The sequence below is a fragment of the Listeria aquatica FSL S10-1188 genome (assembly GCF_000525795.1).
GTDB classification, from domain to species: Bacteria; Bacillota; Bacilli; order Lactobacillales; family Listeriaceae; genus Listeria; species Listeria aquatica.
Genome location: NZ_AOCG01000005.1, coordinates 18,403 through 40,470, shown reverse-complemented (window position 1 = coordinate 40,470; position 22,068 = coordinate 18,403). Strand labels below are relative to the sequence as shown.

At 41.4% G+C, this 22,068-nt stretch carries 22 protein-coding genes and 4 pseudogenes; 6 read left to right on the top strand and 20 right to left on the bottom strand.

Annotated elements, in window-relative coordinates:
- The 5 genes from MAQA_RS03930 to MAQA_RS13555 all read right to left on the bottom strand — a co-directional run.
- The coding region (locus tag MAQA_RS03930; RefSeq protein WP_036071589.1) for a TIGR04197 family type VII secretion effector at nt 1–247 on the bottom strand (247 nt) is incomplete at its 3' end.
- 79 nt (nt 248–326) lie between these two features.
- Nucleotides 327–620 (bottom strand): WXG100 family type VII secretion target, encoded by a 294-nt coding sequence (locus MAQA_RS03925; protein ID WP_036071587.1) that lies wholly within the window; start codon nt 618–620, stop codon nt 327–329.
- 414 nt (nt 621–1,034) lie between these two features.
- The gene (locus MAQA_RS03920) at nt 1,035–1,478 is read right to left on the bottom strand and encodes a MepB family protein (RefSeq protein WP_052008458.1); all 444 of its coding nucleotides are present in this window, start codon (nt 1,476–1,478) and stop codon (nt 1,035–1,037) included.
- A 59-nt stretch (nt 1,479–1,537) separates the two neighbouring features.
- Complete coding sequence (uvrC, locus tag MAQA_RS03915; protein WP_077913550.1) at nt 1,538–2,542, bottom strand: excinuclease ABC subunit UvrC; 1,005 nt, start codon at nt 2,540–2,542, stop codon at nt 1,538–1,540.
- Nucleotides 2,481–2,666, bottom strand: a complete 186-nt coding sequence (locus MAQA_RS13555; RefSeq protein ID WP_052008456.1) for a hypothetical protein — start codon at nt 2,664–2,666, stop codon at nt 2,481–2,483. The genes uvrC and MAQA_RS13555 overlap by 62 nt, the downstream gene beginning before the upstream one ends.
- 206 nt (nt 2,667–2,872) lie before the next feature.
- Here MAQA_RS13555 and MAQA_RS03910 point away from each other — a divergent pair.
- From MAQA_RS03910 to MAQA_RS03900, 4 genes and pseudogenes are all read left to right on the top strand, one after another.
- Nucleotides 2,873–3,378 (top strand): annotated as a pseudogene (locus MAQA_RS03910) (RNA polymerase sigma factor).
- A complete protein-coding gene (locus MAQA_RS13550) occupies nt 3,371–3,883 on the top strand; it encodes a DUF4163 domain-containing protein (RefSeq protein ID WP_149023300.1) in 513 nt (170 codons plus the stop codon). The pseudogene MAQA_RS03910 and the gene MAQA_RS13550 overlap by 8 nt, the downstream one beginning before the upstream one ends.
- Nucleotides 3,884–3,924: 41 nt before the next feature.
- Entirely contained in the window at nt 3,925–4,236 is a 312-nt protein-coding gene (locus tag MAQA_RS13545; RefSeq protein WP_052008454.1) for an RsiV family protein, read from the top strand.
- Nucleotides 4,237–4,314: 78 nt separating this feature from the next.
- Nucleotides 4,315–5,106: a polysaccharide deacetylase family protein gene (locus MAQA_RS03900; protein WP_241463075.1), complete on the top strand. Its 792-nt coding sequence runs from the start codon at nt 4,315–4,317 to the stop codon at nt 5,104–5,106.
- A gap of 220 nt (nt 5,107–5,326) precedes the next feature.
- On the opposite strand, the gene MAQA_RS03895 is transcribed toward MAQA_RS03900, so the two are convergent.
- Nucleotides 5,327–6,070, bottom strand: coding sequence for an SDR family NAD(P)-dependent oxidoreductase (locus MAQA_RS03895; protein ID WP_036071582.1), 744 nt, complete (start codon nt 6,068–6,070; stop codon nt 5,327–5,329).
- 221 nt (nt 6,071–6,291) lie between these two features.
- Here MAQA_RS03895 and MAQA_RS03890 point away from each other — a divergent pair, with 221 nt between their 5' ends.
- Nucleotides 6,292–7,707, top strand: coding sequence for an MFS transporter (locus MAQA_RS03890; RefSeq protein ID WP_052008453.1), 1,416 nt, complete (start codon nt 6,292–6,294; stop codon nt 7,705–7,707).
- A gap of 77 nt (nt 7,708–7,784) precedes the next feature.
- Here the strand turns inward: MAQA_RS03890 and MAQA_RS03885 are convergent, their stop codons facing one another.
- Nucleotides 7,785–8,126 (bottom strand): zinc ribbon domain-containing protein YjdM, encoded by a 342-nt coding sequence (locus MAQA_RS03885; RefSeq protein WP_036071577.1) that lies wholly within the window; start codon nt 8,124–8,126, stop codon nt 7,785–7,787.
- A 151-nt stretch (nt 8,127–8,277) separates the two neighbouring features.
- On the opposite strand from MAQA_RS03885, the pseudogene MAQA_RS03880 reads away from it, so the two are divergent.
- Nucleotides 8,278–9,001 (top strand): annotated as a pseudogene (locus MAQA_RS03880) (YebC/PmpR family DNA-binding transcriptional regulator).
- A 22-nt stretch (nt 9,002–9,023) separates the two neighbouring features.
- Here MAQA_RS03880 and MAQA_RS03875 read toward each other — a convergent pair.
- The 13 genes and pseudogenes from MAQA_RS03875 to MAQA_RS03825 form a co-directional block, all read right to left on the bottom strand.
- A pseudogene (locus tag MAQA_RS03875) lies at nt 9,024–9,733 on the bottom strand (epoxyqueuosine reductase QueH).
- A 36-nt stretch (nt 9,734–9,769) separates the two neighbouring features.
- Nucleotides 9,770–10,408 (bottom strand): Vat family streptogramin A O-acetyltransferase, encoded by a 639-nt coding sequence (locus MAQA_RS03870; RefSeq protein ID WP_036071574.1) that lies wholly within the window; start codon nt 10,406–10,408, stop codon nt 9,770–9,772.
- 57 nt (nt 10,409–10,465) lie between these two features.
- On the bottom strand, nt 10,466–11,848 hold the full coding sequence (gene glmL / locus MAQA_RS03865) for a methylaspartate mutase accessory protein GlmL (RefSeq protein ID WP_036071572.1): 1,383 nt from the start codon (nt 11,846–11,848) through the stop codon (nt 10,466–10,468).
- A gap of 67 nt (nt 11,849–11,915) precedes the next feature.
- The gene (gene hutH, locus MAQA_RS03860; RefSeq protein ID WP_241463074.1) at nt 11,916–13,307 is read right to left on the bottom strand and encodes a histidine ammonia-lyase; all 1,392 of its coding nucleotides are present in this window, start codon (nt 13,305–13,307) and stop codon (nt 11,916–11,918) included.
- Nucleotides 13,308–13,338: 31 nt separating this feature from the next.
- Entirely contained in the window at nt 13,339–13,464 is a 126-nt protein-coding gene (locus MAQA_RS16025; RefSeq protein ID WP_277619933.1) for a hypothetical protein, read from the bottom strand.
- Nucleotides 13,465–13,477: 13 nt separating this feature from the next.
- Entirely contained in the window at nt 13,478–13,867 is a 390-nt protein-coding gene (locus MAQA_RS14855; protein WP_206537526.1) for an APC family permease, read from the bottom strand.
- On the bottom strand, nt 13,851–14,822 hold the full coding sequence (locus MAQA_RS03855) for an APC family permease (RefSeq protein ID WP_206537525.1): 972 nt from the start codon (nt 14,820–14,822) through the stop codon (nt 13,851–13,853). Before MAQA_RS03855 ends, MAQA_RS14855 begins: the two co-directional genes overlap by 17 nt.
- A gap of 48 nt (nt 14,823–14,870) precedes the next feature.
- Nucleotides 14,871–15,470: a HutD family protein gene (locus MAQA_RS13540; RefSeq protein ID WP_052008452.1), complete on the bottom strand. Its 600-nt coding sequence runs from the start codon at nt 15,468–15,470 to the stop codon at nt 14,871–14,873.
- A gap of 29 nt (nt 15,471–15,499) precedes the next feature.
- Nucleotides 15,500–17,163, bottom strand: a pseudogene (locus tag MAQA_RS03845) (formate--tetrahydrofolate ligase).
- A 16-nt stretch (nt 17,164–17,179) separates the two neighbouring features.
- Complete coding sequence (locus MAQA_RS03840; protein ID WP_036071570.1) at nt 17,180–17,806, bottom strand: cyclodeaminase/cyclohydrolase family protein; 627 nt, start codon at nt 17,804–17,806, stop codon at nt 17,180–17,182.
- 11 nt (nt 17,807–17,817) lie between these two features.
- Nucleotides 17,818–18,717 (bottom strand): glutamate formimidoyltransferase, encoded by a 900-nt coding sequence (gene ftcD, locus MAQA_RS03835; RefSeq protein WP_036071568.1) that lies wholly within the window; start codon nt 18,715–18,717, stop codon nt 17,818–17,820.
- A gap of 18 nt (nt 18,718–18,735) precedes the next feature.
- Complete coding sequence (hutI, locus tag MAQA_RS03830) at nt 18,736–20,001, bottom strand: imidazolonepropionase (RefSeq protein WP_036071565.1); 1,266 nt, start codon at nt 19,999–20,001, stop codon at nt 18,736–18,738.
- Nucleotides 20,002–20,014: 13 nt separating this feature from the next.
- Entirely contained in the window at nt 20,015–22,039 is a 2,025-nt protein-coding gene (locus tag MAQA_RS03825; RefSeq protein ID WP_036071563.1) for a urocanate hydratase, read from the bottom strand.
- Nucleotides 22,040–22,068 lie beyond the last annotated feature (29 nt).

Sequence of the window (22,068 nt, the reverse complement as noted above, 5' to 3'; positions counted from 1 at the left end):
CATCTTTCGATGCAAAGGCCTCCGCGACGCTTTGCAAGTCCGTACTTGCCGTCGTTAAAGCATTCGCAATCTGGGAAACCGCTTCGCCTTCTGCTTGAATCGCCGTGTGTGCTTGTGTATTCCCTCCAACCGTTGTTTCTTCATCCTTCGTAACGGTTGTTCCTTGCCCCTGAAGCATAGAAACTGCTTGCTTAAGGGCCGTCGCTTTTTCGGAAGCTTGCCCTAAATCGCTGGCTACTGTACTCATTTTTAGCCTCTCCTTCCCACTTTTTTAAGAAAAAACGCCTCTTACGAGAAACTCATAAGGGGCGTATTCGGTATTAGGCTTAAAACCCGAAGTTTTGAGAAAGTTGTTGATCTTGTTCTTCCACAGCACTGGCTGTTTTTTGAAGTTGTTGTTCAATTTGGTCCATCAAGTTCGCAAATTCCGTTACCTTCGGTTTCAATTGATTGAATTGGTCGTCAAAGCGTGCAAAAGCTTGTCCTTCCCATTCGCTCCGAAGTTGTTCTTGGGTTTGAGATAAGCGTTGTAGCATTTGTTCAATATCCCGTGCGCTTGTGCCGTAAGTTTTCGCACGGTCACGTAATTCCGCTGGGGTCATTCTGATTTGTCCAGACATTCTACACCATCTCCTTTTGTTTTAATTTTCCACAAGTATACAATAACACAATGTTCTTTGGTTGTCTGTGTCTAATTTGTGACAGTTTAGGCTTAAAAGTATTAATATGAACTAAAACACATCTCTAGGATTTAAAAAACTCATTTTAAAAAAAAGAATAATGCCTTTTTTGATAAATAAGCAACCTTATTTAAATGGTGGATAAAGAGCAAGAAAATCAGTAAACAATATAAGGAGCTACTTTTTATATAGAGTAAACTCTCACTCGATTCAAGTTAGACTAGATTAAATTGTTCTAGTCTAACTTTTAATATTTTACTTAAAAACCAATATGTTCCTAAAGACTACATGAAAGATCTATTTCTTTCGCTATATGAAACAAGTCTAGAACTCATAAGTTCTAGACCTTCCTTTTTATTTCCTCGCCACCCTATAAAAATAATTCTTCTGCCATTTTTGTGTTTTTTGAGCAGTTTTATTCAAATTTTGACACCATTCTGGATAAACACGCATCGCCATCTTTCCTTTTTGTTCCTTAGAGCGAGCTATTCCTTTATCCATTAGTACAGTCTTAGGAAAAATAAATATACCTTCGCGCTCTCCATCTCTAACCACAATAGCCAACATGGTTTCTTCTTCATAAGAAAAAGCCTGATTTTCGTGAGAATTACTTTTTTCCCAAAATGCTACAAAGTAACCATCTTTTTTAGGCGTTTGTTTAGCTAATCTACTTCTTATTTTCATCCCTTTCTTCTCTATTTCAATAACCATTCCCTCATACTCTTGATTTTCTATCCTCAAAACTTTAAATTCCCCAAATTTCATTTGTAAGATCTTTCCTGATGTCCATTCATCCATCTCTTACATCCCCCTTCACCATCCCCAGCCTTCAATGCTGCCTCATGGTAATACAAAACCTACGCTACTTTTTTTTCAGCTAACTCACCCTTTGGATTTCCTTCTTCATACTCATAATCGAGCATCTTAAAATGCGCGCGAAGTGCGCTGCAAGCATTTTCCTGTACCAATTGAAGCACTGCTCTTTTCTCGCCTCGTTTTGGCGTTTTCACTTTAACCCCTAATTCTTCTGCTAATTTTCTCGCATCGATCTCCGCGCTAACAAGCAGTTCTTTTGGCAAAAGATGATTTGGATGCTCATAAAATGACTGAACATAAGCCTCAACCACTCCATCCATTTCCTCCACTTGTTCCAGAATTTGAGCAGACCTGCCAACGATCGCACCATTTCGCACAAAAAAGATTTGAATCGAAAGTACACCTGCATCATGGACAAAATCAATGACATCTCGGTCTTCTCGGTCTTTGATTACCACTTTTTGCTTTTCCGTCACTTGCTCAAGTGCCTCAATCCATTCTTGAACTTCCTGCGCCCGCTCAAATTGCCACTCACTGGCTGCTAAATCGCGCCGCTCTTCAAGCACGCGTCGAACTGCTGAATGTCCAGCATGAAAAAAGTGTTTAATCCGTTTGATTTGCGCTTGATATTCTTGCTGGGAAACTTCACGCGCACATGGACCAATACACATCCCTAAGTGATAGTAAAAACAAGGACGCCCTTTTTTACCACTACAATGACAAAGTGGATAAATTTTTTGAAGCAATTCCTTCGTTTTTTCCGCCGAATATTTACTAGTGTACGGGCCGAAATACGCAGTCCCATCTTTTTTGATTTCGCGCGTCACTACAAGTCTTGGGTTCTTTTCGTTTGTAATTTTTATATAAGAATAGTGCACTTCGTCTTTTAAAAGGATATTATAAGGAGGTTGATACTTCATGATAAGCGACATCTCAAGTAGAAGCGCTTCTTTTTCTGAATCAGTCAGAATCAACTCTAAATCCTCAATATAATGAACTAGACGCGCTGTTTTTCCAGTTTGCGTCTTCGTAAAATAAGATTTCACTCGTTTTTTTTAAATTTTTGGATTTCCCAATATATAAAATCTCGCCCGCCGCATCTTTGTAAATGTAGCACCCTGGCGACTCTGGAAGTATACTCAATTTCTGTTTTAACACAACCTTATTCATAAGGCAACTCCTCCAAGAACAATCGTTCGTATTTTTATTCTAGCCCTTTCCACTTAGCTTGTAAAGCAACATTTCCCATCAGGTTTAACTTGGAATTTTATGTGCAAAAAATAAACATACAACTAAAAAAACCTTTAAAAAAACAAACTTTTTCCTTTTCTGATACGTCTAATAAGTGGAGATATTTTTAGGAGGCTTCTACCGGTATGAATAAAAATTTACAGGAGCGCTTTTTGGAATGTGTAACTGAATATAAAGATGATTTTTATCGTGTGGCCTATAGCTACACTAAATCACAAGCGGACGCGCTTGATATTATTCAAGAATCTATCCAAAAAGCCTTGTTAAAACTCCCAACCATTCAAAAGAAAGAAAACATGAAGGGCTGGTTTTACAAAATCGTCGTGCGAACTGCGCTCGATTTCTTGAGAAAAAAATAAAAAAAATCACATTAATGGATCACGAAGTTTTGGCTAGCCTGCAGCCTGGCGCAAGTGATCAATATGAAAATCTCGATTTAAAACATGCACTCGAACGATTGCCCGTGAAATATAAAACCGTCATCATTCTACGTTATTTCGAAGATCTTTCTATCCAAGAAATTTCTTATATTATTAGTAAAAATCTCAGTACGACCAAAACGCGACTTTATAAAGCACTCCAGCTATTGCGTCTTGATTTAGACGAGGAGGATGAAAATGTCCATGAATAAAGATCTAAAACAACTCAAACAAGCTTATCGACAAGTCCCCATCCCAGATAAAGAGCTTGATCAAATGATCCAAAACTTGAGCGCAGCGAAACCCAAAAAGAAACGCCACCCCGTGCGCTTGAGTCTCATTGCTGCTGTTCCCATCTTACTGGCTATTTTTCTAACTGTTGTTACAACAAATGAATCCCTTGCACGCGCGATGAGCGACGTTCCCATTCTAAAAAACATCATCACCGTCATTACAGGCAAAAATTATCAAGAAAAAAACAAAGCAACAGAAGCACACATTAAAACACCCAAACTAAGTGGTCTTAAAAATCCCGAACTCGAGAAAAAACTCAACGATGCTTACGATAAAACGGGCGAAGCCCTTTATAAAGAATATCAGCTTGCTAGCCAAAATCACGGTGAACATTTTTACGTTTCTAGCGATTACAAAGAAATGACCAACACAAAAAAAACTACTCGTCCTTCAGTTTACTGTCCAAGAAACCCGTGCGAGTAGCTACACCGAGCACACTTATCTCGTGATGGACAAGAAAAAAAATGCAGCGCATCAAACTTGCGGATCTTTTCAAAAACGATCACTACATTTCGCTTATCCAAGCTAATATTCAAGAGCAAATGAAAAAACAAACCGAAGCAGACCCCAACAAAATTTATTGGGACGAAAACGAGCTTAAAGCCGCACTCAGCGAAAAAAATCTAGCCAAACGATTTTACATCAACGCCAAAAACGAGCTTGTCTTTTCCTTCAATGATTACGAAGTAGCACCTGGTTACATGGGAACCGTTTCGTTCGTGATTCCAACATCGCTGCTTCAAAATGACCTAAAAAAACCAAGTTATCTCAAATAAAAGGAGAACCAAAATGCGCAAAAAAAAGAACACAAAAAAAAGCTGTGGCTGAAACCTGCCGTTCTTGCTTGCCTGATTTTGCTCGGACTTAGCTCCGCTTGCTTGTTACTCTGGGGAACTTTAAACACCGAGAGCACTGCCAAGCAACCAGCCAAGCAAGAAAAAGTCGTCAGCAAGAAAGCCCTCGTAAAAAAAGTGAGCGCCAAAAAGCCGCCTAAAAAAATATCCCAGCCAACAAAACCAAGACCCGTTACGGATAAAACCGTTTTCCTAACCTTTGACGACGGCCCTTCGCCATTTTTAAGCCGATTTAATCACCTATTGCAACAAGAAAAAGTCCCTGCAACCTTCTTTTTCATCGGCGAAAACTTAAATCGCATCCAACCAGAAACCGCCAAAGCCCTGCTCGCATCTGGATCAAACATTGGCTGGCATAGCATGACACACGATGCTGGCTTGCTTTACCGTAAAAACAATCCGACATTCCTTGCCGAAATGGAGCAAGCCCGCAAAACCGGACGCGAAAAACTAGGCGTAACAAGCAATTTAATTCGCGCCCCTTACGGGAGTACTTATTTAAGCACGTCACTTCATCAAGAAACAAAAGACAAGGGCTTCACACTGCTTGACTGGAATATTGACAGCAACGATTGGCGTTACAAAACAAGTTCCACTCGCGTAGTAGAAACCGTCTTAACCCAAGCAAACACCCTAGCCAAACAAAAAGAACCCCTTGTTATCTTGATGCATGAACGAAAAAACACATTAGAAGCACTTCCCGCGATCATCCATGCGCTCAAAAAAAATGGCTACAACTTTCAAGCCTACAAAGAAAATACGCCATTTAAATTAAGCTTCAGAGAACGTTAGACCCGAAGCCTTCACATGAGGTGAAACAAATGAAAAAAAATCATCCACGGAATTGTACTTACACTCTTTCTAGTTTTATTTATCTGGATCTCCGCCCAGTTTGTCACAAGCGGAGATTCCAGACAAACCGAGGCGACCTTTTATTTTATCATCGAACATATAAAAAAATAAGACTTCGAGCGTCTTGTCACGACACTCAAAGTCTTATTTTGTTTCCTTATTAAACAGCTGTATAAGCTCCGTCTACAACAAGAATCGTTCCTGAAACAAAGGAAGCTTCGTCACTTGCTAAAAAGACAACACAATTTGCTACTTCTTCTGGTTTTCCTAACCGGCCCATCGGATGAAGTGAAACCAATTCTTCACGTGCTTTTCCTTGAGCCTCTTCAATTAGCGGGGTATCAATATAACCCGGTCCAACTGCATTCACCCGAATACCATGTTCCGCATACGTAGCGCCAAGTGTTTGCGTTAGCAATTTAACGCCACCTTTTGCAGAAGCATAAGCCGTTACGCCACGTTTTCCTGCAAGACTATGAATCGAACCAGCATTCACGATCGCACCGCCATGACCTTGTTTTATCATTTGTTCAATTGCGTATTTATCCGATAAAAATACACCATTTAAGTTAATATCAATCGTTTTTTTCCACTTTTCATACGGAAGCTTATCAATATCCGCATCGTTTGCAATCCCTGCGTTGGCGAACATAATATCCAGTTTACCAAATGATTCAACCGTTTTTTCAATCATTTGCTTAATATCTTCTTCACTCGTTACATCCGTTTTTACAAAAATCGCTTCATAACCAGTATCACGCAATTCTTGTGCAAGTTCTTCCCCTTTATCAGAGAAATCAGCAATCACAACTTTCGCCCCTTCGCGAACAAAACGCTCAACCGTTGCTTTACCAATCCCACTTGCACCACCTGTAATAATCGCTACTTTGCCTTTTAATCTCATGACCATTCTCTCCTTCAGTTAAAATATTTGCGCTTACAATTTAAGTATACTCCCAAATCGAAACGATGAACAATCGTTTTGCTTGATCAACTTTCTTCTGACTAAAAACCAAAAAGTGCGTTTACAAATTCACATTTGTGGTAAAATGAAGCAAAAGAACTATACAAAGGGAGCAATATGAATGAATACAACCAAAAAAAAGAAAATTACTACCTAATGATATGACGATTATCGACACAAGCCAAGCACGAAAAGCCGTTTTCGCAACTGGACTCGGAAACGCGATGGAATGGTTTGATTTTGGAATTTATTCCTACCTCGCTGTTACAATTGGGAAAGTTTTCTTCCCAGAAATGGAAGGGACTATGCAACTCGTTTACACCTTCGCCACATTCGCGATCGCCTTTATCATGCGACCAATCGGCGGCTTCGTTTTCGGAGCACTTGGAGACCGCTTAGGCAGGAAACGCGTGTTGACCATTACGATCTTAATGATGGCCTTTTCAACACTTTGTATCGGCCTTATCCCAAGTTATCAGTCTATTGGCTTAACCGCCTCGTTCCTGCTACTTGCTGCGCGACTTGTCCAAGGTTTTTCAACCGGCGGCGAATACTCAGGAGCCATGACATACATAGCAGAATCCTCGCCTGACAAAAAGCGAGGCATTCTAGGAAGTGGACTGGAAGTCGGAACCCTATCCGGTTACATCGCCGGAAGCGGACTTGTTACACTTCTAACCTTTATCTTAGGGGATCAGGGAATGGTAGATTGGGGATGGAGAATTCCTTTCTTCGTTGCCGCACCACTTGGTCTCATCGGATTTTACTTACGAACCAGTTTAGATGAAACCCAAGCTTTCCAAGAAATTCAAGAATCCGAGCAAGACCAAGGTGAAACGGAAAAACAACCAACCTTTAAAGACATCTTTTTATATTTCAAAAAAGAATTGTTCTTATGTATCGTCATCGTTGCCTTTTTCAACATCACAAGCTACATGCTCTTATCTTATATGCCATCGCATCTAAACGCTGTTCTCGGTTACGAAAACTCGAAGTCGCTCTTACTCATTTTAGTCGTTATGCTGTTTATGATTCCAACCGTCATTTTAATGGGGCATTTGAGTGACAAATTCGGCAATAAAATCATCACACAAATTGGCCTTGTTGGCTTAATTCTCTTTGCCATCCCAGCCTTCTTGCTACTACGTGATGATAACATCCTGACCGTTTTCCTAGGACTTCTTCTCCTAGCACTTTGTTTATCTTGCTTTGAAGGAACCGTCCCATCTATGTTACCAACCTTATTTTTCACCGACGTACGTTACCGGGCATTATCTGTTTCCTTTAACGTATCCGTATCAATATTTGGCGGAACAACACCGATGATCGCCTCTTTCTTGATAGACAAAACCGGCAACAATTTAATGCCATCCTTCTATCTTGTGATCGTTGGTGTGATCGGCATGATTGTGTTTACCCTTATGTTTAAGCAAACATCTGGTAAATCACTTCGCGGTTCACTTCCAGCCGTAGAGACAAAAGCAGAAGCTAAAAAAATGGTAAACAATCCCAAAAAAGCGCTCTGGTGGCGTAAAGAAGCCAAAGCACTTCGCAAGAAAAGTAAAGAACACAAATAAAAACAAGCTTTCGAAAACGCAACATCAGTTTTCGAAAGCTTGTTTTTTTTTGCTTCTTAATAAAAGCACAATCATTATCAGCCATTTTTCTTAACAAATTCTGACTTCAATTTCATTGCACCGAAGCCATCAATTTTACAATCAATATTATGATCGCCTTCTACAAGACGGATATTTTTCACTTTCGTGCCGATTTTAAGTGCTGAGGAACTCCCCTTAACTTTCAAATCCTTAATCACCGTTACAGAATCCCCATCAACAAGAACTGTCCCATTGGCATCACGCACAACGAATTCTTCTTGCCCGCTCGCTTCTTCCCCAGGGCTCCATTCAAAGCCACATTCAGGGCAAATCAAAAGCCCGCGATCCTCGTACGTATAAGTTGATTTACATTCCGGACAATTTGGTAAGTTTGACATTTATCATCTTCCTCCATTCATGAATTACCTCCATTATAGCCCATCTGTACATTTTTTCACAGGAATTTTTATCCTGCTACTTAACAAAACAACGAAGACCCGATATAATAAACAAAGAGTCTTAAGTTAAATTAGAAAGAGAGTGTTCCTAATGGGCCGTAAATGGGCAAATATTAAAGAAAAAAAAAGCGTCAAAAGATACAAATAACAGCCGAATCTATGCAAAATTCGGGATTGAAATTTATGTAGCAGCCAAGCAAGGCGAACCAGATCCTCATGCAAACCAGAAATTGCGTTTCGTTATTGAACGAGCAAAAACCTATAACGTACCGAAGCACATCATTGATCGCGCCATTGAAAAAGCAAAAGGAACTGGCGATGAAAACTACTCCGAGCTCCGTTATGAAGGTTTCGGACCAAACGGTTCTATGGTGATTGTTGATGCCTTAACGAACAACGTCAACCGAACAGCTTCTGATGTACGTGCCGCTTACAGTAAAAATGGCGGAAACATGGGTGTAAGTGGAGCCGTTTCTTACATGTTCGATAACACAGCCGTTTTTGGTGTCGCAGACAAAAGCGCGGATGACCTGCTTGAAATCCTGATGGAAGCAGACGTAGACGTACGCGATATTCTTGATGAAGACGGTCAAGCGATCATTTATGCCGAGCCAAGCGATTTTCATCAAGTCCAAGAAGCCCTAAAGGCTGCAGGAATCGACGAGTTTAGCATTGCTGAAATTGAAATGCTTCCACAAAACGAAGTCACACTTGACGGAGACGATTTGGTTAAATTCGAAAAAATGATCGATGCCCTTGAAGATCTTGAAGACGTTCAAAAAGTCTATCACAACGTGGACTTGTCTGCCGAATAAAGCGCAAAAAAAAGAGACTTCTTCAAGTCTCTTTTTTTGCTTGCAGATAAGCCTTTGCTTCTTGACTTACTTGCTTTAAATCCACGTTCTGCTGTTTCGCGGCAAAAATGCACCCGCAGTAACATTGTCTGTAAATATCATATTCCTCACACATTTCAACGGACCGTTTATAGCCACCTTTTTTCTTAAAATCACTTGGAAGATAGCGCATATCATAAAGCTGCTGCACTTCCGCACCGATCGAATTAATCAGTGAACTATTTTTGTGCGGACTGATCGTGAGCGCGCTACCGAAATAATCAGCGCCCAGTTCCTTCGCTTTTAATGCTGTTTGGTCAGTCGCATCTGAAAACAAGCGGAACAGCGTAAACCACCTTCTGGCTCCTCTTCAAGCCCCTTTACCACACACAAAAATTCTTGCGGCTGGTAAGCTTCCGCGATAAACTCAACTTGTTGACCCGTTCTTTCATTAAAAGCCGCAACAAAATCCGCTTGCACCTCTTTGCGCCGTTCAAATTCGAGTCGCGGGTGAATATTCGAATTGGCAAAATAAAGCGTCACATCTGCATACTTCGTTAAATATTCGAGAGTATACGTACTACAAGGCGCACAACAACTATGCAATAAAATTTTCGGGCGAACCCCTTCTTCCTGCCAAGTAAGAATCATTTTTTCCAACAAGCGATCATAATTGATTTTTTGATCCGGCTGCATGTTTTCAAGTAGTTCCATCAAATCAGGCATCAACATCTCCAAAAATTCCTTCTTTCATTTCATTTGCTGTAATTTCTCTAATGTAAGATCCGTGTCACAAAGCACATCCAAGTTACGCCAAATTTTTTCAGGCGGGAAATCCCACCACTTGAGTTCAAGTAAATAAGCAATAATTTCCTCGCTAAACCGAGCCCGAATTAGGCTAGCCGGATTTCCTCCAACAATCGTATAAGGCGAAACATCCTTTGTCAAAACGGAATTTGCGGCAATAATAGCCCCATCCCCCACTGTAATCCCAGGCATAATCGTGACCTCTTGCCCAATCCAAACATCATTTCCAATTACCGTGTCACCTTTAAACGGAAGATCCACCAAACTAGGCGTTGCCTTCTCTAACCCATGCCCCAAAATATTAAACGGGTACGTCGTTGCAGAATCCATCCGGTGATTCGCCCCGTTCATGATAAAACGAATCCCCTTAGCAATCGCACAAAACTTCCCAATAATAAGCTTATCAGAAAGAAAATCATATAAATGCTCCACATGCTCTTCGAAACGCTCTGGATTTTCAGGGTCATCATAATAAGAATAATTTCCTACAATGATATTCGGATTTTTCACACAGTTTTTAATAAACACAAGCGATGAAATAGCTTCATGCGGGTAAAGCGCATCCGGATTTGGTCCAAGCATCTGCCCTCAACTCCTTTGATTAGCATCGCCTTCAGTATAACACACTTTCCATGACCGCTAAAGCGCACGTAAGTGCCTTTTCATAAGACCTAACGCCACATCCGGATAGCGCTCTGACAAAAGTCCCATCATCTGTAACACATAATCCTGATCCAAAAAAAGAGCTGGATCTTCCGGTAAAAGCTGCCTAGAATTCGCCCTGTCCGTTGCTGCATGAAGAACACGTTTCGGGTAGCCACTATGAATCAATGCTCCACCAGTTCCAACAATAGCCTTCAAATAGCGCAAATCCTTCCCCGTTTGTTCATACACATACCGAGTGGGTGTAGCCACTTTTTTCAAGAAACCCGAGTGACGCTCTACTGCTTTTTGAATCGCACTGCTCGCAATGGCATCGTCCAAACGGCGCTCTTCCTCACTTTGCGGAATAAATTCCGGGTGCGCTTCCCGAAATAGACAGCCTTCACAAATTTCCGGTGCGCATCCAGTAAAGTAATGCACAATTTGAGACTCCCCAACCGCTTGGTACAAGCTGTATGCCGAATAGCGCATCCCAAGATCCCCTTCTACCGTTCGCTTTAAAACAGGTTCAGCAAGTCCTGTTAAAAAAATATCCGGTTCATTCACCGCTTGTTGTCTACTGACCGAGTGAACATCGGTCGTCGCCCCGCCGACATCCACCACCGCTAATTCGCCAAGTCCCGCTTCCCGTTTCGTGCCATAAGCAAGCAGACTTGCCGCTTTCAAAACAGCCGTTGGAGTAGGTAAAACAATTCGTCCTATGTATAGAGAAACGGCTTCGAATCCTTTTGCTTCCACGATTTTTTTCATAAAAATATCACGTAATACCTGACGCACTGGCTCCGTCACTAAAACCCCAGCTTTAGGCATCACATTTTCAGTCAAATAATATTCATGAGAGGAATCTTTCAAAATCCGCTCAATTTCTACATATGCTCGCTGATTTCCAGCCACAACAATTGCAGCATTTTGACGAAGTTTCATCAGTTTTTTGGCATTTTGCAAAATATAGGACTGATTCCCGCCGTCCGTTCCACCAGCCAGTAAAATAGCATCGGGGTTAATCTCAGCCATTTCTTGCAAATCCTGATCCGTGATAAGCGGTGCGTAAACTTTTAAAATACGCGCCCCAGCTCCTAAAACCGCGCGTTTCGCCGCTTCTGTTGTTAAACTTTCTGTAAGCCCAATGACAATCAATTTGAAACCGCCACGTGCAGAAGAGCAAGCCAAATGCTCCTCAAAATCAGTCGTCCCAATTTGCTGTTCGATTTTTTGAAGCGCACGCAAATATCCATCTCGAATATCCGTTTGAACCGTTGTTTCACTTTGCGCCGCCGCAAGAACAGCTGGACGTTTTAAATCCACTGCAACCAGTTTTGTAAAAGTACTGCCAAAATCAATTAATAAAATAGGCTGCATATTGCTCCTCTCTCCTCTCCAAAAAAAAGCGTCGGTTCTTCGCCCGGCGCTTCTTCTTAAAAATCACTTATTTGACTTGCAACTCAAGCGAAACAACTTCTTCCACTGCTTTTACTAAACGACCACTTGTAAGAACCTCAGTTGCTTTTTCTAGTTCGTCATAAATTTCAATGTCGTGGTCATTTTCAATAAAGCTTGAGCTCTTACGGAACGTATCATAAGCTACTTGTGTTCCCTTGCCGAGCTTCCCAGCTTGTTTTTCATCAAAGTCTAGTGCTTGGCAAGCAGCCATAATTTCAGTTGCAACAACACGCCGAGAGTTGTTCACAATATCACGTGCTTTTCTAGCAGCGATCGTCCCCATGCTGACAAAGTCTTCCTGATTTTCACATGACGGAATCGAATCAACACTCGCTGGGTGCGAAAGTACTTTGTTCTCCGAAACGAGTGCAGCAGCCGCATATTGCGTGATCATGAAGCCAGAGTTAAGCCCTGGATGTTTGACAAGAAACGAAGGAAGTCCACTTAACGAGTGATTGACGAGGCGTTCTACCCGGCGCTCAGAAACATTACCGATTTCTGATGCCGCAATTCCTAGAAAATCAAAAGGTTGAGCGAGAGGTTCTCCGTGGAAGTTTCCGCCTGAAATGACTTTTCCACTTTCTGTTACAATCGGATTATCCGTTGCCGAATTAATTTCAATTTCTACTTTTGCTTTCACGTAGCTAATGCTATCTTTGTTTGCACCGTGAATTTGCGGGATGCAGCGTAGCGTATATGGGTCTTGAACTCGTTCTGTTGAAGCATGCACCACCTTAGTACTGCCTGCCACTAAATTCCGCATATTTTGTGCAGTCGCCAGCTGGCCATATTGTGGACGAATCCGGTGAAGAGCTTCGTCAAACACATCGACAATCCCATTATGAACTTCAAGCGATAATGCCCCAGCAATATCCGACAATTTAACAAGTTCGACTGCATCATAAGTAGCAAGCGCTCCAACTGCAGTCAAAACGGTTGTGCCATTGATAAGCGCAAGTCCTTCTTTAGCTGCTAAGTGGATCGTGTCGATTCCTGCCTTCTGCATCGCTTCTTTCCCAGAAAGCAATTCGCCAGAAAAGTAAGCACGGCCAAGGCCAAGCATCGGTAAAACCATGTGCGCAAGCGGCGCCAGATCCCCTGAAGCTCCAAGTGAGCCTTTTTCTGGAATAAACGGTACAACATCTTTGTTAAGCATTGCTAGGAGCGTTTCTACCGTGCTAAGACGGATTCCTGAACAGCCTTTGACAAGTGAATTAATTCGAATTAGCATTGTTGCCCGAACTTCTTCACGTGAAAGCGGATCTCCAAAACCGCTTGAATGCGTTCTAATCAAATTTTCTTGTAGTTCACTTGCATCTTCCGGCGAAATGCTAACGCTTACAAGAGAACCAAAACCAGTCGTTACCCCGTAAGTCACGCGGTTATTAGCAATAATATCACCAATGATCTCACGCGATTTTTTTTACAGCTTCGATAGCTTCTGCTGAAATTTTTACTGACCAACCTTCTCGTGCCACACCTATAACATCATCTAGCGTTAAATCGTTTCCTGTTAAAATTACTTCTTTCGTCATTTTCCACACCTCTTCATGTTTTTAATTTGCTAGTCTTCCATTTTTTTCGCCTTGACGTCCTTTTTTTCCCGTACATCACAAAGTAAAGAATGCTCGTGATGCAAATAGCTCCCATTGTAAAGATAATATTGATCAAGCTTGAAGATGACATAATCCAAAGACTCACGATAACACTTAAAACTGCGATAAAAGGTCCGAAACGCATTTTAAATCCTGGATCTTCGAGCCCTTTTTTGCGCAGTGCAATAACAGAAAGAGCCGTTGGAATATATTGAATAAATCTCATCAACACACTCAATTGAGCCAATTGTTCAAACGAACCACTCATCACTAAAAGTACGGCTAAAATACCAGAAACGACAATCGAAAAAATCGGTGCTTCATGCTTATTTTTTTTTTGCAAAAGCTTTTGGTAAAAGGCCATCTTCAGCAATTGAACACGCATATCGAGGAATCATCATCGAATCCCCTGTATTTAAACCACCTACTGAAATCAAAGCACCAATCGTAATGATAAATCCTCCAACTGGTCCAATTATTTTAGTAAACGCATCTTGCACGGGTGTATCCGTACTCAAAATTCCATTTCCTAGTTGGGCAATTGTTCCAGCAATAATCAAGAAATATAGCAAAGACACGATGATGATCGACATAATAATCGCTTTTGGAACATTCTTTTTGGGATTTCGCATTTCGCCAGCAACAACAGGTAATGCTTCAAAACCAATGAAAGCATAGAAAACCACTAGTGCCGACGAGCTCATTCCTTGTAGGAAATTTTTTCCCGGTTCAAGTTGAACAAATGGTGTAAAGTTGCCAGCATTAATTCCGCCTTTAATAAAGAAAATAGCAATCACAACAAAGGCCACAATTGGAATTAATTTTGCAATGGTAATCGTAATCGTAAAAATCTTAGATGTCTTCACACCAAAGCTGTTAATAACTGAAAGTAAAATAATCAATATCACAGCAATCCACATTTCAAAAGGCTTAAATGATGGTACTAGTGCAACAAACAAACGTGCAAAGCCGGCTGCCATAGCCCCCCATGCAATAACGGTAACCGCCCAACCAAGCACGCCGACATTAAATCCGACAAAATCTCCAAAAGCCGCTTTTGAATACTGAAAAGCACCGCCATTTTTATCAAAATAGCCTGCGACTTCGGCAAAGCAAAGTGCTAAAAGTAATACCAACAATACATCTACTAACATTGCAATTAAAGATGCTGGTCCAAGTCCTTCATAAATAGTTCTGGGTAATAAGAAGATTCCTGAACCAATCACGGCATTGATTCCATACAATGTCGCTCCACTCAAACTGAATTTTGACTTTTCATTTGACGTTTGTGTAGCCATTTTCTGTCCCCTCTCACTATGACGGGCATGACTATACACGTTTTCGTATCATCTTTTTATATTGCTGATTTTTGCTTCGATCGCAATAATGTCAGAAGAAGAATATGTATTTGCAACCGGCTGTATCGTCATTTGGTCAACAGCTTGAAGAAATAGACTGTCCCCTTTCCCTAGTACGGCTGTTTGACCGTCTGAAAAACGAATCTGCATCTCTTCGACCAAAGAATAATAAAAATAATCGGCCCCTTTTTCTATTTCATATTTTTCTTCCGGTTTTATCAAAGATAATGATCCGGTATAGGTAGGTGTATAAATTAAATTGAAATCTGTACATTGCCCGTAACTTGTCGTAGTCTCTGCTCCGCTAAAGCTGTCTTGTTCAAAAGCAGAAAGTTTTACTTCTCGCCTTCTTGAAGCGCTTTCGTGAAACAGTTCAATCTCGCCATCTAGAATCATCAGTTCTCGCCAATAAGAAGACAAGGAGGTGAAAGTCGAAGTTGGCAAATTTACAGTCGCCGTTGAAATCCGGTATATAAAATTACGTTCTTCATACAGCGCTTTTTCCGGCCAAATCAAAAGTTCCGTTGTCGTTCCGCCAGGCCAAATGCTCTTCTTATACTCTGATTTTCGCCTTATAATTCTATTCATGACTTCCCCTCCTCCTTCTTCATTTCTACTTAGAACAAACCAGAAATCACGCCGTTATCATCTACTTGAATATTTTCAGCAGCAGGCACTTTCGGAAGTCCAGGCATTGTCATAATCGCTCCTGTAAGAGCTACAACAAAGCCAGCACCTGCAGAGATTTTAACTTCTTTAATCGTGATCGTAAAGCCCTCAGGACGCCCAATCTTCTTCGCATCATCTGAGAATGAATATTGTGTTTTTGCCATACAAATTGGTAAGTGTCCATAGCCCATTTCTTCGATGTGCTTCAATTCTTTACGAGCAGCTGGCGTTAATTCGATTCCTTTTCCGCCATAAACTTTGGTTACGATTTTTTCCAATTTTTCTTCAAGTGAATCCTCATCATCATAAACAAACTGGAAATGATTAGGTTGTTCAGCAAGACGAACGACTTCTTTTGCAAGTTCGACTCCACCATTACCACCATTTGCCCAAACATCAGAAAGAACAACATTTGCACCATATTTTTGACAAGCATCCTCAACTGCTTTCAGTTCCGCATCCGTATCCGTAGGAAACTTGTTAATCGCAACAACAGCAGGAAGCCCGTAAACATTCTGAATGTTTTCAAGATGTTTTTCCAAGTTTGGCATGCCTTTTACAACTGCATCCACGTTTTCTGCACCCAAATCTTTTTTCTCCACGCCGCCGTGCATCTTAAGCGCACGCACCGTTGCTACAAGAACCGCCGCATCTGGTCTTAAGCCAGACTTCCGACATTTAATGTCAATGAACTTTTCGGCACCGAGATCCGCACCAAACCCAGCTTCTGTAACTACATAATCCGCATATTTCATCGCTGTTTTCGTAGCAAGTACACTATTACAACCGTGAGCAATATTCGCAAATGGCCCCCCATGAATAAAGGCTGGCGTATGCTCTAACGTTTGAACAAGGTTCGGCTTAATCGCATCTTTCAGTAGCGCCGCCATAGCTCCATCTGCTTTTAGATCACCTGCTGTGATTGGATCATTATCACGTGTATAGCCGATAATAATCCGTTTTTAATTTTTTCTTTTAAGTCATGAATATCATTCGCAAGACAAAGGATAGCCATCACTTCGGATGCAACTGTAATATCAAATCCATCTTCCCGAGGCACACCTTGCGCTTTACCACCAAGTCCATTAACGATATGACGAAGCTGACGGTCATTCATGTCAACGACCCGCTTCCATGTGATTCTGCGATTATCAATTCCAAGCTTGTTTCCTTGTTGAATGTGGTTATCAATTAAAGCCGCAAGTAGATTATTAGCCGCACCGATTGCATGAAAGTCGCCTGTAAAATGTAGATTAATATCTTCCATCGGTACAACCTGTGCATATCCTCCACCAGCCGCCCCACCTTTCACACCAAAAACTGGTCCAAGTGAAGGTTCGCGCAAAGCGCTGATCGCTTTCTTTCCAATTTTCCGAAGTCCATCGCTAAGACCTACAGAAGTCGTCGTTTTCCCTTCTCCCGCTGGAGTTGGTGTGATTGCCGTAACAAGAATGAGCTTTGCTTTGGCCTGTTCTAAATCGTCTACAGCAACCTTTGCTTTATAGTTCCCGTAAAGTTCAAGCTCCGACTTTTCAATTCCTACTTCTTTTGCAACATCTTCAATTGGTAATTTTTCACTTTTATGAGCAATTTCAATATCTGAAAGTGTCATGCTGAAAACTCCTTTTTTATACGATTTCTAAAATCGCTTGATAAATTTCATCGGCTCTATCACAGCTTGTTTGTAGTAATGCTTCTCCATCTTTTTTGTATTTTGCAACAAAAGCTTCATCTTTGATTCCTGAAAGGTTGATTAAGACATTTAACCAAGCTCCTTGCAATCCTGATTTAAGATTAAGCGCCGCAACACCCAAATCACTAGCAGCATTAACATTGGACTTGCCAACCGCTCTTCCCGTAATCGTAATAGCTTTACTCGCTAAAGTCATGATGTCATATGGGGCTTCAGCAGCTAGCTTAAGCGCCTTTTGCATAGCTTCTTTTCGAGCTGCTTTTTCTTCATCAGTTTCTTTTGGCATAGAAAAAACAGCTGAAACCTGATTAAATGCTTCCGTATCCTTATCAATCGCTTCAAGCAAAGCTTGATTGACTTCCGTTGCTTCTTTTAATACTTGTTTCATCAACTCATCATATTCAACATATTTCTTTTTACCAATTGTTAGTTGCGCAACCATCATCGTAAGTGCTGAACCCACACTCGCAGCAAGAGCTGAAGCTGAACCACCACCTGGAGCTGGCGCATCTGAACCAAGTACATCAACGAATTCTGTAATTTTCATATCAACTAATTTCATCTCGCACTCCCCTAACCCAGTAAATGATTTTCTAGAATTTGTTTTTTCTCATCAAAGTCTTCAATTTGCAAATAATATTCTGCACAATCAATTAGTGCTTTGGCAGGGGTAAGACCAATCACTTCACTACCAATAATTCCTACACCATAGCGTTTTGCTTCAAAGCGGATTGTTTCAAACGTCCGATAAAGCGGTGTTCCTTCATAGTTCACCATGTTCATAGACACTTGAGCAATGTTGCGGTCTTCAAGTAAAAGCCCGATTCCTTTGCAGTATTTAAATCCGCCACTCGAACCACGTACTACTTTGGCAATTTTCTTCGCGATTTCCACATTATCCGTATCTAAGTTCACGTTAAACGCTACAAGCGGCATCCGTGCTCCAACAGCAGTAATTCCGGCTGTGGGGTGGATTTTGCGTTCCCCGTAATCAGGTGCCCATTCTGGTTCCTTTAATTTTTCCGGCATACCTTCGAATTGACCTTTACGAACTTTCGCTAAGTTTTTCCGATCCGGTGTCGCTGCGGATTCTTCGTAAAGGAAAATCGGAATCGATAGCTCGCGATTGATTCGTTCTGCCACCTTTTTTGAAATTTCGATACATTCTTCCATTGTGACATCTTTTACAGGAACAAAAGGCACAACGTCTGTTGCTCCCATACGTGGGTGTTCACCATGTTGTTTTGTCATATCAATTTTTTCACTTGCGAACTTCACAAGTTGGAAGGCCACTTCTTGAATACCCGCCTCATCTCCAACTAGTGTAAAGACACTGCGGTTATGACTCGGATCTGACGAATGGTCAAGCAAGGAAACACCTGGTACACCCGTTGCTGTTTTTACTAAACCATCGATCACTTCTTGATTTTGACCTTCACTAAAATTCGGAATACATTCAACTAATTTTGCCATGGTTTCTTTATCTCCTTTTTAAATCATTTGGCGATTCTTAACTACAAGTTCACCTTTTTTATAGACATCTGTTACAAGGTTTGTCGCAAAGAAATAAAGAGGATAATCAATATTTGGTGCGTCAAACAGCGTAATATCTGCTAATTTCCCTTCATCTAAGCTTCCAATAGAATCACCGCGATCCACTACATATGCCGCATTAATTGTCACCGCATTAAAAACTTCAATTGGCGTTAATTTATCAGCAAAACAGCCAAGCTGCATGATGAACTGCATGTTTGCCGTTGGACAACTACCTGGATTGCTATCTGTCGAAAGGGTAATGGCCATATCATGATCTAACATTTTCTGAGCAGGCGCATAGGTGTCTTCCATCAAACTAAACGTTGTTGCTGGAAGCAGATTTCCAATCACATTTGCTTGGCTAAGTTTGTCAATATCCTCGTCTGTAATCACCATCAAATGTTCCGCACTCGTCGCACCAAGTTCTGCTGCAACGCTCACACCACCGATAGATTCAATTTCATCCGCATGAATCCGCAACTTGAAGCCTTGTTTTTTCGCTGCACTCAGTAGTTTTCTTGATTGTTCAGCAGTGAAAACACCAGATTCACAAAATACATCACAAAATTCCGCTAGATTATCTGCCTTTACCTTGGGAAGCATTTCTTCGATGATCAAATCAATAAACCCATCTGGATTTTCACGATATTCTTCTGGAATCGCATGTGCCGCCATGAACGTCGAAATGATATCAACCGGTAAACGGTGATCCAGTTCATGTGCAACTTTCATTTGTTTCTCTTCCGTTTCCCAGTCAAGACCATAGCCACTTTTTGCTTCAACTGTTGTCACACCATGCACAAGCATATGCTCAAGAAGTTTAGCTGTTTTCTCGTAAAGCTCTGCAAAACTAGCAGCTCGAGTCGCCTTCACCGTGCTTAAAATCCCGCCGCCTTCTTTCAAAATATCCAAATAGGCAACACCGTTCAATTTTTTGGCAAATTCATTTTCACGCGTTCCACCGTACACAAGGTGTGTATGCGAATCGATTAATCCTGGAGAAGCCGTTTTCCCACTGCAGTCAATTATTTTTGTGTGTTCTCCTATGAGAGAAACCGGCGGATCCCCTTCAGCTACACGCAAAATTTTTCCTTCACGAATCGCGATAAAGCCTTGTCGAATGATGTTCGCTTCACCCATTTCACTTCCCCGTAAAGCTCTTCCTTTGTCAATCGGACAAAAGATTTGATTTAAATTTGTTAGGATCTTATCAGCAATCATCAGTATCCGCCTTTCATTTTACGTATTTCGAAACCGCCTCACGAATCGCTTCATCATCCGTCAAATACGGAATCGTAATGTGATCCGTTCCTTGTTTTTCTTCATTAAAGGCAATCGAAGTTTCCATCGAGTGTTCATTCCTAGCCCAATTTCGTCTTGCAACACCGCCCATAACATCCCAGGAAATTGCCGAGCGAATGATCTCATCCACGAGCTCACTGCCGTCCAGAACAAGACCAAAACCACCATTTATCGATTTGCCAATCCCAGTTCCGCCACCGTTATGAAGAGCAATCAAACTCATTCCACGCGCTGCATTCCCTGCGTAGCACTGGACAGCCATATCCGCTGTAACATTACTACCATCACGAATATTTGAAGTTTCACGGAATGGCGAATCCGTTCCAGAAACATCGTGGTGGTCACGGCCAATCATGACAGGACCAATCTTGCCTTCACGAACAAGTTCGTTAAATTTAAGCGCGACATCAATCCGACCTTGTGCATCCTGATAAAGAATCCGTGCTTCAGTTCCGACAACCAGTTGATTTTTCTCTGCATCACGAATCCAATTATAATTATCCCGATCCTGATAGCGTCTTTCTGGATCAATCGCTTCCATCGCCGCGTGGTCGGTTGCTACCAAATCTTCATGTTTTCCGCTCAAACAAACCCAGCGGAATGGACCATATCCGTAATCGAACAACATCGGTCCCATAATATCTTCTACATAAGATGGCCAAATAAATCCATCTTTATCATCATGTCCATTTTTCGAGATTTCCATCACACCTGCATCAAAAATAGCTTTCATGAAAGAATTCCCGTAATCAAAGAAGTAAGTTCCTTGTTCAACCAAATGCTTAATCGCATTAAAGTGTCGCACAAGTGTCTTGTTGATCAACTCTTGGAATTTAGGTTGGTCCTCTTTAAGAAGCCGAGTTCTTTCTTCAAAAGAAATCCCAACTGGACAATACCCGCCATTATAAGCATTGTGACACGACGTTTGGTCACTCAAAAGATCCACATGTATTTTATGTTCATCCATATATTCCAACAAATCGACAATATTGCCGTGATAAGCAATCGACATCGCTTCTTTTTTCGCCATAGATTCCTGCGCAAGTTTTATCGCTTCTTCCGGCGTTTGAGCTAGCTTCGAAATCCAGCCTTGTTCAAGCCGCGTATCAATCCGCGACTGATCCACCTCTGCAACGATTGCTACCGCATGCGCAATTTCAGCAGCCTTTCCTTGCGCACCGCTCATACCTCCAAGACCAGAAGAAACGAACAACTTCCCTGCCAGATCGCCATCATCTGGAATCCCTAGTTTTAAGCGTCCAGCATTTAAGAGTGTATTAAAGGTGCCATGAACGATTCCTTGCGGTCCGATGTACATCCAACCACCGGCAGTCATCTGCCCATAGTTCGTGACCCCCATTTCCTCGGCAATTTCCCAGTCATCCAAATTATCATATTCGCCAACAAGTAAGCCATTCGTGATAATAACACGAGGGGAATCCTTTTTAGACTTGAATAGCCCAACTGGGTGCCCAGATTCTACGACAAGCGTTTGCTCTTCCGTCATCACTTCAAGATATTTCTTAATCAAACGATATTGTAGCCAGTTCTGACAAACCTGCCCCGTCTCACCATAAGTAACGAGTTCATACGGATAAAGGGCAACATCAAAATCAAGGTTGTTATCAATCATCACTTGCATCGCTTTAGCCGCCGTACAGTTCCCTTTATAGTCATCAATTGATTTCCCATAAATCTTTCCTTCAGGACGCCATCTATATGCATAAATTCGTCCGCGCGTTGTCAGCTCTTCTAAAAACTCAGGAATTACTTGCTCATGAAATCTTTCAGGGACGTAACGTAAAGCATTTTTAAGCGCAATTTCTGTTTGTTCTTTTGTAAGACGAAATCCACGATCAGGTGCCCGCCTGATCCCTTCAGTAAAAGAAGGCATTTCTGGCAAAATATCATCTAACTTAATGGTCATCGATTTTGCAATTGCATCATTCTTTATCATGTTGACATACATTCCCTTCTAATCATTTC